Here is a 15,209-nt window from a genome sequence, read left to right on the forward strand (position 1 = left end):
GTGCTGGTCGCGCGTCCCGACGGCGCCGGGACCCGATGGGTGGCGCTCGACTCCTGCCTCGTCCCCGCGGCCGCGCTCGACGGCCAGGAGGTCCTCACGGTCGAGGGCCTCGGCACGCCCACCGACCTGCACCCGGTCCAGCGCGAGCTGGCCGAGCGCGGCGGCTCGCAGTGTGGCTACTGCACGCCCGGCTTCGTCTGCAGCATGGCCGCCGAGTACTACCGGCGTGACCGGGACGACGGGTTCGACCTCGACGCCCTGAGCGGCAACCTGTGCCGCTGCACGGGCTACCGCCCGATCCGGGACGCCGCGTGCGCGCTGCGTCGCCCCGCGGACGACGACCCGTTCGCGGCCCGCCGCGACGCACCCGCGGCCGGCCCCGCGGTCACCCTCGTCGAGCACCCGACCGGGGTCTTCCACCGCCCCGCCGACCTGGCCGAGACACTCGCCGTGCTGGCCGAGCATCCCGAGGCGGTGCCGGTCGCCGGCTGCACCGACTGGGGTGTCGAGGTCAACCTCCGGGGCGCGCGTGCGTCGTACGTCGTCGCGATCGACCTGCTTCCCGAGCTGCGTGCGGTCTCGGTCCCTGCTGTGCCCGGCGACCCCGTCGAGATCGGCGCCGCGCTGTCGCTGTCGGAGGTCGAGTCCGCCGTGGCCGGACGGGTGCCGATGCTCGACGCGGTGTTCCCGGTGTTCGCCTCCCCGCTGGTCCGCAACGCCGCCACGATCGGTGGCAACCTGGCGACGGCGTCGCCGATCGGCGACCTCGCCCCGGCGCTGCTCGCGTTGGAGGCGAGCGTCCTCCTCGTGTCCGCGGCGGGCGAGCGGGAGGTGCCGCTCGACCGCTTCGTCACCGACTACCGGCGCTCGGTCCTGCGACCCGGCGAGCTGATCCGGGCGGTGCGGATCCCACGCCCGCTCGCCGGCATCGCCGCCTTCCACAAGGTCGCCAAGCGGCGGTACGACGACATCTCCAGCGTCGCGGTCGCCTACGCCCTCGACGTCGTCGGCGGCACGGTCGTGCGGGCCCGGGTGGGCCTCGGGGGCGTGGCTCCCACCCCGATCCGCGCCCGCGCCACCGAGGCCGCGCTCGAGGGTGGGCCCTGGTCGGCCGACGCCGTCCGTGCCGCCGCCGAGGTGCTGCGCGGCGAGGGCACCCCCCTCGACGACCACCGGGCCAGCGCGGCCTACCGGTCCGCGATGCTCGAGCAGTCCCTGCTCAGGCTCTGGGCGACCTGGGCCGAGGACGACAGTGAGGTGCCGGCATGAATGACCTCTCGACCCGCCCCGGCGACGCCGTCGTCGGGCTCGAGGTGCCCCACGAGAGCGCGGCCCTGCACGTCACGGGAGCGGCGCTGTTCACCGACGACCTCGCCGTACGCACGCGCGACTGCCTGCACGCATGGCCGGTGCAGGCTCCCCACGCGCATGCTCGGGTGACCGGGTTGCGGACCGCCGGCGCCCTCGAGGTCCCCGGGGTGGTCCACGTGCTCACCGCCGTGGACGTCCCGGGCGTGGGTGACGCGGGCGTGCACGACGACGAGCCACTGTTCCCCGGCGAGGTCTGCTTCCACGGCCAGGCCGTGTGCTGGGTGCTGGGGGAGACGCCGGAGGCGGCACGGCTCGGTGCCGCCGCCGTCGAGGTCGACTACGAGCCGCTGCTCTCGATCCTCAGCATCACCGAGGCGATCGACGCCGGGAGCTTCCAGGGCGCACAGCCCACGATCGAGCGCGGCGACGTCGAGCGCGGCCTGGCCGCCTCGGCCCACGTGTTCAGCGGGACCACCGCGATGGCCGGCCAGGAGCACTTCTACCTCGAGACCCAGAGCGCGCTGGCGCACGTCGACGAGGCGGGTCAGGTGTTCGTGCAGAGCAGCACCCAGCACCCGTCGGAGACCCAGGAGGTCGTCGCGCGGGTGCTCGGCCTGCGCGCCCACCACGTCACGGTGCAGTCGCTGCGGATGGGTGGTGCCTTCGGGGGCAAGGAGATGCAGCCTCACGGGTACGCCGCGATCGCGGCGCTCGGCGCCGTCGTCACCGGCCGGCCGGTGCGGGTGCGTCTCACCCGGACCCAGGACCTGACGATGACCGGCAAGCGGCACGGGTTCCACGCGCAGTGGCGGGTGGGCTTCGACGAGGACGGGCGACTGCGGGCGCTCGACGCCACGCTCACCGCCGACGGCGGCTGGAGCCTGGACCTCTCCGAGCCCGTGCTGGCTCGCGCGCTGTGCCACGTCGACAACGCGTACTGGATCCCGGACGTCCGGCTCCGCGGGCGGATCGTGCGCACCCACAAGACGTCGTCGACCGCCTTCCGGGGGTTCGGCGGACCCCAGGGGATGCTGGTGATCGAGGACATCCTCGGGCGCTGCGCCCCCGCGCTCGGCATCGACCCGACGGACCTGCGCCGGCGCAGCTTCTACGCCGAGGGGCAGAGCACGCCGTACGGCCAGATCGTGCGGCATCCCGAGCGCGCCGCTCGTGCCTGGGACCAGGTGCTCGCGACGGGACGGGTCGAGGAGCGCAGGGCCGAGATCGCCACGTTCAACGCGGCCCATCCCCACATCAAGCGGGGCATCGCGGTGACCCCGGTGAAGTTCGGCATCGCCTTCAACTTCAAGGCGTTCAACCAGGCCGGCGCCCTGGTCCACGTCTACAAGGACGGCTCGGTGCTGATCAACCACGGCGGCACCGAGATGGGCCAAGGACTCCACACGAAGATGCGCCAGGTCGCGGCGACGACGCTCCGCGTGCCGCTGGAGCGGGTCCGGCTCGCCCCGACCCGCACCGACAAGGTCCCGAACACCTCGGCCACGGCCGCGAGCTCGGGTGCCGACCTCAACGGGGCGGCCGTCAAGGACGCCTGCGAGCAGATCCGGAACCGGCTCGACGACCTCGCAGTCGGTCGCGACCTGGCGTGGGAGGACCTCGTCCTGGAGGGCTACCTCAACCGGATCCCCTTGTGGGCAGCGGGCTTCTACCGGACCGAGGGCCTCGAGTGGGACCCCGCCCGGATGCAGGGGCGCCCGTTCAAGTACTTCGCGTACGGCGCGGCCGCGGCCGAGGTCGAGGTCGACGGCTTCACCGGTGCTTGCCGAACGCGACGCGTCGACATCGTCCACGACGTCGGCGACACTCTCTCGCCGCTGGTCGACCTCGGGCAGATCGAGGGTGGGTTCGTGCAGGGCGTCGGTTGGCTGACGCTCGAGGACCTGCGGTGGGACGAGTCGGACGGGCCCACCCGCGGCCGGCTCGCGACCCAGGCCGCGAGCACCTACAAGCTCCCGAGCATCGGTGAGCTGCCCGAGGAGCTCCACGTGTCGCTGCTCCAGGACGCGCACGAGGACGGCGCCGTCTACGGCTCCAAGGCCGTGGGGGAGCCGCCGCTCATGCTGGCGTTCTCGGTGCGCGAGGCCATCCGCAGCGCGGTCGCCGCGTTCGGTCCGGCGGGCACCTGCGTCGAGCTGCCGTCGCCGGCCACCCCCGAGGCGGTCTTCTGGGCGATCGAGCGGGCTCGGCGCGCCGGCGGCGACCGGCCGGTCGACCGGGCCATCGATCGGGCGACCGCGGGGGCCGACTGACATGGCGTGGCAGACGGTGGTGGAGATGCTCCGGCGTGAGCGTCGCGCGGGCGTGCTGGTGACCGTGACCCAGGTGCGGGGCCACGCGCCGCGCGAGGCGGGAGCCAAGATGGTGGTCGCGCTCCGCGAGCCCGGCGTGGGCCCCAGCGACCTGGAGCCGGCCGCCCGGGTGCAGGCCTGGGGGACCATCGGGGGCGGCAACCTCGAGGAGACCGCGCTCGCGCGGGCGGGCGAGCTCCTCCTCGGCCTGCCCGGACCGCCCGAGACGTTCACGCTGCAGCTCACCGAGCGGGCCCGCACCGAGCACGGCCGCCAGTGCTGCGGGGGCGAGGTCACGCTGCTGCTCGAGCCGCTCCCCGAGCCGGCGTCCGTCGCGGTCTTCGGCGTCGGCCACGTCGGCCTCGAGCTCGCCCGGATCCTGTCGCGCCAGGAGCTGGAGCTGCACCTGGTCGACTCACGATCCGATCGGGTCGACGAGGCGGTCCTGGGGTTCCTCGACGAGGGGCTGGCCGAGGTCCACCGCCACCACGCGCCGCTCCCCGAGCTCGTCCTCGGGGAGCTGCCCCGCGGCTCGCACGTGCTGGTGATGACCCACGACCACGCCGAGGACTTCGCGCTCTGCGACGCCGCCCTGCGCTGCGAGCACCTCGGCTCGATCGGTCTGATCGGGTCGGCCGCCAAGTGGCGCCGCTTCCAGCACGGCCTGGGGATCGAGGGTCACGCCGCGGACGCGATCGCGCGCATCCAGTGCCCGATCGGGCGCCCCGAGCTCACCGCGAAGGACCCCGCCACGATCGCGGTCGGGGTCGCGGCCGACCTCCTGCCCCGGCTCGCACCTGCGAGCGCCACCCCGGTGGCGCGGCGCACGTCACGCGACCCCGGACGGGCCGCGCGCGACGGCTGACCTCGTCAGGCGGTCGCTGCGAGGTCGGCGTCGAGCAGCGTCGCGGCCGCCGCTCGCGCGCTCGAGGCGATCAGTGACGGGGTGCCGGTGATGGCCGCGGTCGTCTGGGCGCCCTCGGCGAGCAGCACGACCTGGAGCGCGACCGCGTCCGAGCCCCCGGCCTCGCGCACCAGCCCCTCGACGTACGTGCGGAAGTCGACCTTGGTCTCGCGCACGACCGAGGCGACGTCGTCGGAGCGCGAGCCGAGCTCGCCGAAGGCGTTGATGAAGCCACAGCCGCGGAAGCCCGGCTCGCCGAACCACCGGTCGAGGAAGTCGAAGACCGACAGCACCCGCTCGCGGGGGTCGGTGGCGAGGTCGCGGTGGGCCTCGAGACCCTGGCGCAGCATCTGCTGGCGCAGCCGCAGCACGGCGACGACCAGCTCGTCCTTGGAGGCGAACAGCGAGTAGAGCCGCTTGAGGGAGACGCCCGCGGCGTCGCGCACCGAGTCCATGCCGACCGAGAGGATGCCCTGCTCGTAGTAGAGCCGGTCGGCGGTCCGCACGACCTGCTCGCGCACGGTGTCCTCGCCGGCGGGGGTGGACGACTGCTGGTTCACCGGAGCGCTCCTCGACGGTCCATGAGAACGAATGTTCTCGATCGCTCGATGGTATCCCACCCGCCCTTGACGGAGAACGATCGTTCCCCTACGGTGGACGACGACCGAGAACGAGCGTTCTCGCTACGGAGAGGAATCGTCATGGGCTTCATCAAGGTCGGCACCGAGAACTCCACCGACATCGAGCTGTACTACGAGGACCACGGCGCCGGGCAGCCGGTCGTGCTGATCCACGGCTACCCGCTCAACGGCGACAGCTGGGAGCGGCAGGCGCGCGAGCTGCTCGACGCCGGCTACCGCGTCATCACCTATGACCGCCGCGGCTTCGGTCGGTCGTCCAAGGTCGGCGCGGGCTATGAGTACGACACGTTCGCGGCCGATCTCCACACGGTCCTCGAGACGCTCGACCTGCACGAGGTGATCCTCGTCGGGTTCTCGATGGGCACCGGCGAGCTGGCCCGCTACGTCAGCCGCTACGGCCACGAGCGGGTCGCGAAGCTGGCGTTCCTGGCCTCGCTCGAGCCGTTCCTGGTGCAGCGCGAGGACAACCCCGAGGGTGTGCCGCAGGAGGTCTTCGACGGCATCGCCGAGACGGCGCGCAGTGACCGCTACGCCTGGTTCAGCCAGTTCTACCGGGACTTCTACAACCTCGACGACACGCTCGGCACGCGCATCAGTGAGGAGGTCGTCCGGGCCAGCTGGAACACCGCCACGGTGAGCGCGCCGGTCGCGGCGTACGCCGTCGTGCCGGCCTGGATCGAGGACTTCCGCGAGGACGTCGCCACGGTCCGCGAGGCGGGACTGCCGACGCTGATCCTGCACGGCACCGCCGACAACATCCTGCCGATCGACGCCACGGCCCGGCGTTTCCACGCCGCCCTCCCGGAGGCGGAGTACGTCGAGATCGAGGGTGCGCCGCACGGCCTGCTCTGGACCCACGCGGACGAGGTGAACAAGGCTCTGCTCGCCTTCGTGCAGGCCTGACGCGGTTCGGCGTGGCACCGATGGCAGCTGGCCCGCCTGGGCACCCCGGTGCGCGGGCGGGTCAGAAGCTGTCGGCGACCACGATGTGGTCGTACCCCAGAGGCAGGTGGGTGGTCGGGAAGCACTGCATCATGGCCGTGGCGCCCGGCGGCACCGGGGCGCAGAAGCAGTCGATCTCCGCGAGCCAGGTGGATCCCTGGCGGAAGGTGAAGCCGTAGCGCAGCTCGGCGGCGTGGTCGCCGGTGTTGGTGACGCGCAGTCCGGTGAGCGTCTGCCGGTCGAACGACTCCTCGGCCAGGGTCCAGCCGGGAGCCACGCGGAAGCCGGCGAGGGTGAAGGCCTCTCCGAGCCGGACCTGCGTGTGGGTCGTCGCCGCGACCGGTCCGGTGGCCGCGCTCCAGGCGCCTCCGAGGTCCTGGGCCGCGTTGCCCACGGCTACGACGCAGCCGCCGAACGCCAGCACGAGGGTCAAGGCGGCGGCCACCCCCATCGCCTTGAGCGGGTCTCGGCGGTGCTTGGTCGGCGTGGTGGCGTAGAAGCCCCACGGTGTCAGCTGCGGCCCACTCTCGGGCCGATGGCGCAGACGGCGCAGATGGACCATGTCGCGGCGGCTTCCTCGGGGCCTGCGCCCCGGTGCTTCCACGCTAGCGAGCGCGGGCTACTTTCGCCGCAAAAGTGCCAGACATTTGTACGTGACGTGCGGCATGGTCACGACGACGCGGGGCCACCCAGTGCGGCGCGCACCGCGTCGCGGGTGCGGTCGACCAGGGCGGCCAGCGGTCCGGCCGCGAGGTTGGTGGTCATCGAGCTGCCGACCGAGGGGTGCGGGTGCGTGGGCGCGAGCGCCGCGGCGGCACGTACGGCGGCGGCCATCACCGTGAGCTGGCGCTCGCCGAGACCCTCGGTGAGGAGCGGGAACTCATCACGCTCCTCGGCCGCTGCGTGGTCGAGCACCGCCTTCTTGAGCGTCGCCAGCTGACGATCGAAGTCCGGCTCGTCGACCGACATGCCGTCCATGGCGGCCAGCAGCTTCTTGGACTCCGTCTCCTCCTCCAGGCGCGCGTCGACCACGTCGTTACCTCCGGGCAGCGTGCGGGCGCGCGGGTGCGTGACCAGCTCCTCGGCCGTCTCGTGGACGGCGAGGAAGCGGCGCAGCTCATCGAACACCGCCTGCTTGGCGTCGCTCTGGGCGGACTCGAGGTCGGCGAAGAGCTGGCGGATGCGCTCGTGCTGGGCCAGCAGCAGCTCGACGACGTCGGGGGATGAGCTCATGGGTTTCCTCTCGCGGTCGGGTCCTGCGCGCTCTGGTCGCGGTTCGGGAGGTACCCCCGATGGAGGCTCTCATTCTCGACCGAGCGGCACCCTCTCGCCCCGAGCGACGGTCCAGATAGTCGTCGGTGCCGACCGGTCGTGGCACTCGTCGAGGAACTCTTGGAGCGGGGAGCGGGGAGCGGGGAGCGGGGAGCGGAAGACGCGGTAGTCGTCGTGGTGCACCGGGACCGTCACCGAGGGCTCGATCAGCTCGACGAGCTGCGCGCCCTGGTCACCGTCCATCGTCACGGTCATCCCCAGGATCCGGGTGCCTCCGAGATGGATGACCATCGCGTCGATCTCGCCGGCACGGTCGCGTACGTCGCGCAGCCACGGGCGGTACAGCGTGTCGCCGGTGATGTAGAGCCGGAACGGCGTGCTCGCGCCGGGGTTGTGCAGCTCGAGCACCGACCCCATCACCGGCGGGAGCAACGCCTGCGCGATGCCCGGGGCGTGCCGGCCGGGGACCGCGGTGACCACGAGCCGGTGCCCGTCCGAGGTCAGCGTGGTCTGCTCCCAGGGCGCGAAACCCGCGGCGTTGCCGAAGCCCCACTTCCCCAGGCGGCGTGCGGCGGCCGGCGTGGTGAGCACCGGCAGGTCGCGATCGAGCTGCTCGCGCGGGACCCGGTCGAAGTGATCGCCGTGCAGGTGGGAGAGCGCGACGGCGTCCAGCCTCGGCAGCTGTGCGGGCTGCATCGACGGCTCGGCCACCCGACGAGAGAACAGCCCCTTGCCCAGGTAGGCGTGCTGACCGCGATGCAGGAAGTCGGGGTCGGTCAGGACCGTGAACGGCCCGAGCCGCAGCAGGGTGGTCGCCGTACCGATGAACTCCCAGGTGCGCTGCGTGGCGGGTGGACACCCAGGGCCGGCGACCGTAGCCGGTGAGTGGTTGCGTCAGACGCTTGTCAGAGACCGAGCTCGCGGCGGACGCGGTCGGTGTCCATCGCGAAGTCCGCGCCGCGCTGGGTGATCTCGATGTCGTTGAGCAGGTCGAGGAGCTCGCCGCGCAGAGCGGGATCACTCGCAGTCTGACGTGGGGTGCGCCCGCCCAGGGCGGGGATCGAGTCCTCGATCCACCGGTCCTCGGTCGCCCGCACGATCGCCGCGAGGTCGGCGGGGGACAGGGCTATGGGCGCGCCGGCCGTGCCAGGACCACGATCGGGCACGTCAGCCATCGTTCTGCTCGACTCATCGACGAGGACGGCATCGGGTGCCGCCGCGACCAGGACCTCCTGGAGGGACCGCATCCTCTCGATCGACATGGTCTGGAGCACGAGGAGGCCAGCGTCGTGGGTCACGGTGCCCCGGATCGGCGCACCGTTGTCGTCTCCGCCGAGATGGAGCGTGTCTTCGTCGCCCGACAGCACGGTTGCGAGGGACGCCCAGGCGGCGTCGAGGTCGTCGACGCGGTAGCGCGCGACGCAGAACAGCAGCTCCTCACCGTCGGTCGTCACCAGCTCGGGCGGCCCGGACGGGGCGAGCAGGGCCGCAAGGTCACGGGGGTCGGCGCCGGAGCGGAGCGCGGCGAGCACGCGAGGCCGCCACATCCGGGGGATGCCCAGGGGGTCGTCCCAGGGCTGCAGCGCGCCGTCGCCGGGATCGAGGAACCGACCGAGGAGCAGGGTGCCCCTCTCGACGCTTCGCGGGAGGGTGCGGTCGCGCAGCTCGACCGTCGCGTTCGTGACCATGTCCCGTGCGCTGACTCCGTTGAGGTGGGTGGAGCCGACCTCCAGCAGGCGGCGCGGCGTGCCCTGCCACGTCCGGGCCAGGGCGGCCTCGTCGGCGGGCAGGAGGTCGCCGTACAGCGTCAGGAACCGCGCGAGGATGTCGCCGTCGAACACCGCGAAGTCCCAGGTGGTGGGGTCGTCCATCGCTCGGGCGATGGCGTCGTCGTCGCGGTCCTCACCCGATAGCAGCTCCGCCCAGCCGAACAGCTCATCGCGGTTGATGCTGCGCTGAGCGAAGCTCTTGATCTTCACCCACAGCCACCGGCCCCGGTCTGCCAGGGGGTGCCGCGCGTCGCGGCCGTGGCAGACCTTGTACTTCTTGCCCGACCCGCAGGGGCAGGGCCGGTTGCGGCCGGTCTCGCCCTCCGGTGCCCTCAGGAAGGGGCCCAAGGCTGCGCGATCGGGGTACGACGCGTCGACGCCGGCCAGCCCGAACAGCCGGTGCGCGGCGGCGGCGTCCCCCTGGATCGCGCGGACCTCGGCCAGGTCGGCCACGGCGTCCTCGAGCGAGGAGTCGGCCGCGACCGCCTGCTCCAGCAATGCGACGTAGACGGGTCCGTCCAGACGGGCCTCCGCCTCGCGCGCCAGCAGGTAGAGCGGACCGGCCGCGGCGGCGCCCTCGGCGCGCCGCAGCAGCTGCTCGAGCAGCGGGGCGCAAGGCGCATGGAGGGCCGCGTCGGTCGCGGCCAGATCGAGGGTGAGCCCGGCCAGGCCGAGAGCGGCCTCGAGGTCCTCCTCGCGCGGCTCGGCTCCGTGCTCGAACGCACGCAGGGCGTCTCGCCACGCGTAGTACGCCACGCGCTGGTCGGCGGCGAGCGGCGGCTCGCCGTACCACCGGGTGCCCGGCACGCCGTACTCGCCGAGATGCTCCTCGAGGCCGCTGTGCGACAGCACCTCGCTCAGCGGCGGACCGGGCCGGGAGAGGACGTCGGGACGCTCCGCCCGGGCCATCATCACGATGTCGTCGCTGGTGACGCCTTCGAGGCCGTGCCGGTTCACGGGGTCGGCCAGCCGGGCGACCGAGCGGGCGATGTCGAGGAGCTCGGGTCGGTCGTCGTCGGTGGTCTCGTCGATCGTCTCCATGCTGACGACGCCGTCGGTGAGCCGGAGGCCGATGAGGTCGCCGGCAGCGCGGCCGGCCAGCCACCCGTCCGGTCCGGTCAGCTTGCAGATCCACCCTGCCGGCATCTGCTCCGGTCCGCCGGCGTGCACAGCCACGAGCGTTCCCCCGCCCTCGAGCGGCAGGCCCTCCTCGGCGATGAGTGAGTACAGCTCGAGGTCGACCCGCGGGTCGAGGATGCTGAGCTCCAGCTCCTGTGCTGTGAGCCGGTGGGTGAGGACGAGCCCGTCGGCGACCGAAGGCAGGTGGAGGAAGCGGTCGTCCTCGAGTGCCCATACCTCGGACCGCCAGATGATCGACCGGTAGAGGGTGCCCTCGTCGGTGAAGACCCCGCTGCCTCCGCACGCCGACCGGAGCTGGGCCAGGGTCATCGGGCCGGTCCGGAGCAGCTCGATCGCGGTCTCGGTGGCCTCGTCGTCCAGGCGCGACCCGCGGGGCTCGAGCCGCTCGAGCTCCTCGAGCGGGTCGTCCGAGGAGGTGTCGTCGTCGCCGGAGGTCGACCAGACGAGGTGCAGAGCCCGTGGCAGCCCCCACCGGCCGAGCGCGGTGAGCCGCCGGCCGGCATCCAGGGCGCCGAGCACCTGCCACAGCGGGACGAGGATCTCCAGCGCCAGGTCGAGGTCGGACTCCTCGGGGAGCTCGTCGATCTCGATCTCGGGCATCGCCTCGAGGTCCTCGACCATCAGCTCGGCGCTGAGCTCCGCACCGACGCCGCGGCGCACCAGGCCGACGATGAGCGCCAGCCAGTCGGCGTACTCGAGGGAGAAGACCGCCGCCTGCAGCTCCGGATCGGTGTCGGGGTCCTCCCACGGCGAGATCGTCGACCCGGCGGCCTGCAGCCACAACGCCCCATCGAGGTCGGGCGGCGCGGCCCACCCGCAGGCGGTCTCGAAGTAGCGGCCCTCCTCGGTGCGTGCCGCGACGGCCGACCGGACCCGCTCGGCCGCAGGCGCGAGCTCGTCCATCGGCGGGTCGCTGGCCAGCACGTCGGGGATCGCCTGCGCCAGGACGTCGGCGGCCCGCCGGTCCGCCGCGGCCCAAGCGCGGAGGTACTCCTCGTCGTCGAGCGCGTCGAGGTCGAGGTCGCGATCGCCAGCCACGAAGCGACCGTAGTGCCCGTGGCCGAGCGTGTCGCGGCCAGGACCTGACGAAGGTCCCGAAGGAGCAGCCGTTCGCCTCAGGCCACCGGGCCGCGACCGAAACTACCGTCCAGTACGGAGGCTGGTCCCGTGCCGCTACAGCGATGTCCACGGGTCCTTGGGTGGAAGGCGAGCACGGTGACGACACTGCTGATGACGGGATTCCCCGGGTTCCTCGGGTCTGCGTTGCTCCCACGGGTGCTGGCCCGGCGCGAGGGGGCGCGAGCGATCTGCCTGGTGCAGCCGCAGCACGCGGACGAGGCGCGCACGCGACTGGCCGAGATCGAGTTCGAGCACCCGCACGTGACCGGTCGCGTCGACTTCGTCGTCGGCGACATCACCGCGCCCGACCTCGGGGTGGCGCCCGCGGACCGGGCTGCGCTCGCCGACGTCACCGAGGTGTGGCACCTGGCGGCCGTCTACGACCTGAGCGTCCCCGAGGAGGTGGCTCGGCGGGTCAACGTTGACGGCACCGCTCGTGTCCTGGACTTCTGCCGCTCCCGGGAGAGGTTCGAGCGGCTGCAGTACGTCAGCACCTGCTACGTCAGCGGCAGTCACGCGGGCTGCTTCACCGAGGACGATCTCGACACCGGCCAGGAGTTCCGCAACCACTACGAGTCCACGAAGTTCGAGGCCGAGGTGCTGGTCCGGCGGGCCATGGGACACGGGCTGCCGGCCACCGTCTACCGCCCTGGCATCGTGGTCGGCGACTCGCGCACCGGCGTGACGCAGAAGTACGACGGCCCCTACTTCCTGGCCGCCTTCCTGCGCCGTCAGCTCAAGCTGGCGCTCGTGCCCGCGGTCGGCGACGCCGACGCGGTGCGGTTCTGCCTGGTGCCGCGCGACTTCGTCATCGACGCGATGGACGTCCTCTCGGTGCTCGACCGCTCGGTCGGCCGGACCTACGCGCTGACCGACCCGCGGCCGCCGACGGTGCGCGAGCTCGTGACGAGGTTCGCCCGGCACCTGGGTCGCAAGGTCGTCTGGGTGCCGCTCCCGCTCGGCGCCACGCGCGCGCTCGTGTCGCTGCCGGGGGTCGAGCGGTTGCTCGGCATCCCGGCGGAGTCGCTGGACTACTTCGCCTCGCCGACGACCTACGACACCGCGCACACGACGGCGGACCTCGAGGGCACCGGCGTCGCGTGCCCGGCGTTCGAGACCTACGCCGACCGGTTGCTCGACTACATGGTCGAGCACCCCGAGATCGACGCCGCGGCGATGGTGTGAGGGCGTGACCGCGATGAGCAGGACCGCCGATCCCCTGATCGTCAACGTCAGCCTCGCCGGCCGCGACCGCGACTACGACGAGACGGTGACCTTCCTGGGCCGCCGGTTCCGGATCCGCCGGATCGGCACCGACGGTGACGTCGCGGCCGCCGAGGAGCTGGTCCGCACCACGGCGCCCGAGGCCGCGGCGATCGCGGTCTCCGGCGTGCGCGAGGCCAAGGCCAGCGGCATGTACGACGGCGACCTGGCCGCGATCGAGCGGGTGACCCGGGCCACGGACGCGGTGCCGGTCACCGACGGGCGCGCCCTGCTCGGCGTCCTGCAGGAGTGGGCCGTCCGGCGGGTGCAGACCGAGATGCCCGGCTACTTCGACAACGCGCGCACGGTCGTTCTCGGCGGTGCCAACCACGAGCCGACGGTCCGCATCCTGCGCGAGTACACCGCCAACCTCGAGTTCGCCGACCCGCTGCTCCGCGTCGACCTGCCGGGGAAGCTCGACGCCAACCCGCTGCTCGCCCTCGCCGCGGACGTCGGCCGGGTCTCGTGGAACCTGCTGCCGGACCTGGTGCAGTCCCCGCTCCAGTCCCAGGTGCTGGCTCCGGGGCAGGCGGTCAGCCACGCCCTGGCCCGCCGTGCCGCTCGTGACTGTGACGTGGTCGTCGCGACGTACGAGGAGCTGACCGGGTTCGGCCTGGAGGACCTGGCCGGCAAGACCCTGATCACCATGTCCATCTCCGAGGAGCGGCTCGCCGAGCTCGGCGACCGCGGGGTGGACATGGTGATCGACGTGACGCCGCAGCCCTTCGCGGTCACCGTCAGCGCGGCCGTGCTCGAGGCGCTGATGCTGGCGACCGTGCACGCATCGGGCCGGCTGACCACCGACGACCTGCTCGAGATGATCGTCGCTGCCGACTTCGAGCCGCGGGTGCTCTATCCCAACGGGTTCAAGCGCAAGAGCCGCTTCGCCTTCGTGATCCACCCGCTCTCCCAGCAGTACTTCAACAAGGTCGAGCCCCTCCGGACGCTGTCCAAGGTGGCTCCCGGTGTCGTCATGGACGCCGTCGAGAAGGCGGTCGCCTACGCCCCGCCGTTCACCTACAGCCACGTCACCGGGATCACCTCGCCGACCGGTGCCGAGGCGGAGGGGTGGCTGATCTCGGTCGGCGGCACTCCCAAGGAGCTGATGGCGCACAGCCCGGAGTTCACCTACGCCCGGCTGCTCACCGCCGCCGAGACCGCGCGCAAGCTGGGAGCCCAGATCATGGGCCTGGGCGCGTTCACCAAGGTCGTCGGCGACGCCGGCGTCACCGTGGCGAAGAAGGCGCCGCTGCCGGTCACCACCGGCAACAGCTACAGCGCCGCGGGGGCCCTCTGGGCCGCCCACGAGGCGCTGCTGCAGCTCGGGCTCGCGCCCGTCGACGACGAGGGCCACCTCAAGGGCAAGGCGATGGTCGTCGGCGCGACCGGTGCGATCGGATCGGTCTGCGCGCGCCTGCTGGCACTCGCCAGCGCCGAGCTGTGGCTGGTCTCGCCGGAGTCCGCCAAGCTGCTTGCGCTCAAGCAGGACATCGAGCGCGAGCACCCGCACGCGGTGGTCCACGTCGCCGCGACGCCGGACGACCACCTGCCGGCGATGGACCTCATCGTCACCGCGACCTCCGGGGCCGGCAAGCGGGTGCTCGACATCATGGCGGTCAAACCGGGCTGCGTGATCACCGACGTCGCTCGCCCGCTGGACCTCTCCGCCGAGGACGTGGCCCGTCGCCCGGACGTCCTCGTGGTCGAGTCGGGCGAGATCGAGCTCCCCGGCGACGTACGGATGAAGAACATCGGGCTGCCGAAGAACGTGGCCTACGCCTGCCTGGCCGAGACGGTCGTGCTCGCCCTCGAGGGGCGCTACGAGACGTTCACGGTCGGGCGCAACATCGAGTGGGCCAAGGTCAAGGAGATCTACAAGCTCGGGCTCAAGCACGGCATGAGGCTCGCGACGATCTCGGGGGTCAACGGCGTCTACTCCGCCGAGGACATCGCCGGGATCCGCGAGCGCGCACTCGCGGCCCGGGCCGCGACCGGTCACGACGTCCCGGCACCCGCCGGTCGGCGAGCACGAGGGTGAGGGTGGTCATGGGCGGACGGCAGCGGCTGAGCGGACAGGACGCGCTCTGGCTCGAGATGGACAAGCCCGGCAACCTGATGGTGGTCGACAGCCTGTTCTGGACCGAGGAGCCGATCGACTGGGACCAGTACCGCACGGTGATGCGGGAGCGCTTCTGGGACCGGTACGACGTCGTGCGCAGCGTCGTCGTCCGCGACGAGGACGGCAGCCTGTGGTGGGAGGAGGCGCCCGACGCCGACCTCGAGGACCGGTTCGAGCACGTCGTCCTGCCCGCCCCCGGTGGGGACGCCGAGCTGCAGGAGCTGATCTCCGAGCAGCGGGTGCTCCCGCTAGATCGCGGCGAGCCGCTGTGGCGGGCGATCCTGGTCGACGGCTTCCGCGGGGGCAGCGCGGTGATCTTCCGCACCCACCACTCGATCGCCGACGGCGTCAGGATGGTCCAGCTCGTGCTGCGCATCTTCGACACCAGCCCCGACGGGACGCCCGCGGCGGACCCGGTGA

Annotated in this window: 12 protein-coding genes; 7 read left to right on the forward strand and 5 right to left on the reverse strand. The window is 72.5% G+C overall.

Features of this window, described 5'->3' with window-relative positions:
- From Q0L15_RS24880 to xdhC, 3 genes are all read left to right on the forward strand, one after another.
- A partial coding sequence (locus Q0L15_RS24880) for an FAD binding domain-containing protein (protein WP_296607542.1) occupies positions 1-1,269 on the forward strand: 1,269 nt, incomplete at its 5' end.
- Complete coding sequence (gene xdhB / locus Q0L15_RS24885; RefSeq protein WP_296607543.1) at positions 1,266-3,581, forward strand: xanthine dehydrogenase molybdopterin binding subunit; 2,316 nt, start codon at positions 1,266-1,268, stop codon at positions 3,579-3,581. The genes Q0L15_RS24880 and xdhB, both read left to right, overlap by 4 nt.
- A 1-nt stretch (position 3,582) precedes the next feature.
- Positions 3,583-4,485: a xanthine dehydrogenase accessory protein XdhC gene (gene xdhC / locus Q0L15_RS24890; RefSeq protein WP_296607544.1), complete on the forward strand. Its 903-nt coding sequence runs from the start codon at positions 3,583-3,585 to the stop codon at positions 4,483-4,485.
- Positions 4,486-4,490: 5 nt separating this feature from the next.
- Here xdhC and Q0L15_RS24895 read toward each other — a convergent pair whose 3' ends face one another.
- Positions 4,491-5,084 (reverse strand): TetR/AcrR family transcriptional regulator, encoded by a 594-nt coding sequence (locus tag Q0L15_RS24895; protein ID WP_296607545.1) that lies wholly within the window; start codon positions 5,082-5,084, stop codon positions 4,491-4,493.
- Between the two features lie 141 nt (positions 5,085-5,225).
- Between Q0L15_RS24895 and Q0L15_RS24900 the strand changes: the two genes are divergently transcribed.
- Positions 5,226-6,068 carry an alpha/beta hydrolase gene (locus Q0L15_RS24900; RefSeq protein WP_296607546.1) on the forward strand — a complete coding sequence of 281 codons (843 nt, stop codon included), beginning with the start codon at positions 5,226-5,228 and terminating at the stop codon, positions 6,066-6,068.
- A gap of 61 nt (positions 6,069-6,129) precedes the next feature.
- Here the strand turns inward: Q0L15_RS24900 and Q0L15_RS24905 are convergent, their stop codons facing one another.
- The 4 genes from Q0L15_RS24905 to Q0L15_RS24920 form a co-directional block, all read right to left on the reverse strand.
- Positions 6,130-6,669, reverse strand: coding sequence for a hypothetical protein (locus tag Q0L15_RS24905; protein WP_296607547.1), 540 nt, complete (start codon positions 6,667-6,669; stop codon positions 6,130-6,132).
- Positions 6,670-6,776: 107 nt separating this feature from the next.
- Complete coding sequence (locus tag Q0L15_RS24910) at positions 6,777-7,340, reverse strand: hemerythrin domain-containing protein (RefSeq protein ID WP_296607548.1); 564 nt, start codon at positions 7,338-7,340, stop codon at positions 6,777-6,779.
- 69 nt (positions 7,341-7,409) lie between these two features.
- On the reverse strand, positions 7,410-8,204 hold the full coding sequence (locus Q0L15_RS24915) for an MBL fold metallo-hydrolase (RefSeq protein ID WP_296607553.1): 795 nt from the start codon (positions 8,202-8,204) through the stop codon (positions 7,410-7,412).
- Positions 8,205-8,284: 80 nt separating this feature from the next.
- Entirely contained in the window at positions 8,285-11,326 is a 3,042-nt protein-coding gene (locus Q0L15_RS24920) for an SEC-C domain-containing protein (protein ID WP_296607549.1), read from the reverse strand.
- A 177-nt stretch (positions 11,327-11,503) separates the two neighbouring features.
- Here Q0L15_RS24920 and Q0L15_RS24925 point away from each other — a divergent pair, with 177 nt between their 5' ends.
- From Q0L15_RS24925 to Q0L15_RS24935, 3 genes are all read left to right on the forward strand, one after another.
- On the forward strand, positions 11,504-12,592 hold the full coding sequence (locus Q0L15_RS24925; RefSeq protein WP_296607550.1) for an SDR family oxidoreductase: 1,089 nt from the start codon (positions 11,504-11,506) through the stop codon (positions 12,590-12,592).
- A gap of 13 nt (positions 12,593-12,605) precedes the next feature.
- The gene (locus Q0L15_RS24930; RefSeq protein WP_296607551.1) at positions 12,606-14,708 is read left to right on the forward strand and encodes a dehydrogenase; all 2,103 of its coding nucleotides are present in this window, start codon (positions 12,606-12,608) and stop codon (positions 14,706-14,708) included.
- An 8-nt stretch (positions 14,709-14,716) separates the two neighbouring features.
- A partial coding sequence (locus Q0L15_RS24935; protein ID WP_296607552.1) for a wax ester/triacylglycerol synthase domain-containing protein occupies positions 14,717-15,209 on the forward strand: 493 nt, incomplete at its 3' end.

The organism is Nocardioides sp., assembly GCF_024509035.1.
Lineage (GTDB): Bacteria > Actinomycetota > Actinomycetes > Propionibacteriales > Nocardioidaceae > Nocardioides.

What these genes read in the sequence shown, in the direction of transcription:
- Q0L15_RS24900 (WP_296607546.1), top strand. Translation starts at nt 5,226, where the DNA reads ATGGGCTTCATCAAGGTCGGCACCGAGAACTCCACCGACATCGAGCTG.
- Q0L15_RS24905 (WP_296607547.1), bottom strand. Translation starts at nt 6,669, where the DNA reads ATGGTCCATCTGCGCCGTCTGCGCCATCGGCCCGAGAGTGGGCCGCAG.
- xdhB (WP_296607543.1), top strand. Translation starts at nt 1,266, where the DNA reads ATGAATGACCTCTCGACCCGCCCCGGCGACGCCGTCGTCGGGCTCGAG.
- Q0L15_RS24910 (WP_296607548.1), bottom strand. Translation starts at nt 7,340, where the DNA reads ATGAGCTCATCCCCCGACGTCGTCGAGCTGCTGCTGGCCCAGCACGAG.
- xdhC (WP_296607544.1), top strand. Translation starts at nt 3,583, where the DNA reads ATGGCGTGGCAGACGGTGGTGGAGATGCTCCGGCGTGAGCGTCGCGCG.
- Q0L15_RS24930 (WP_296607551.1), top strand. Translation starts at nt 12,606, where the DNA reads ATGAGCAGGACCGCCGATCCCCTGATCGTCAACGTCAGCCTCGCCGGC.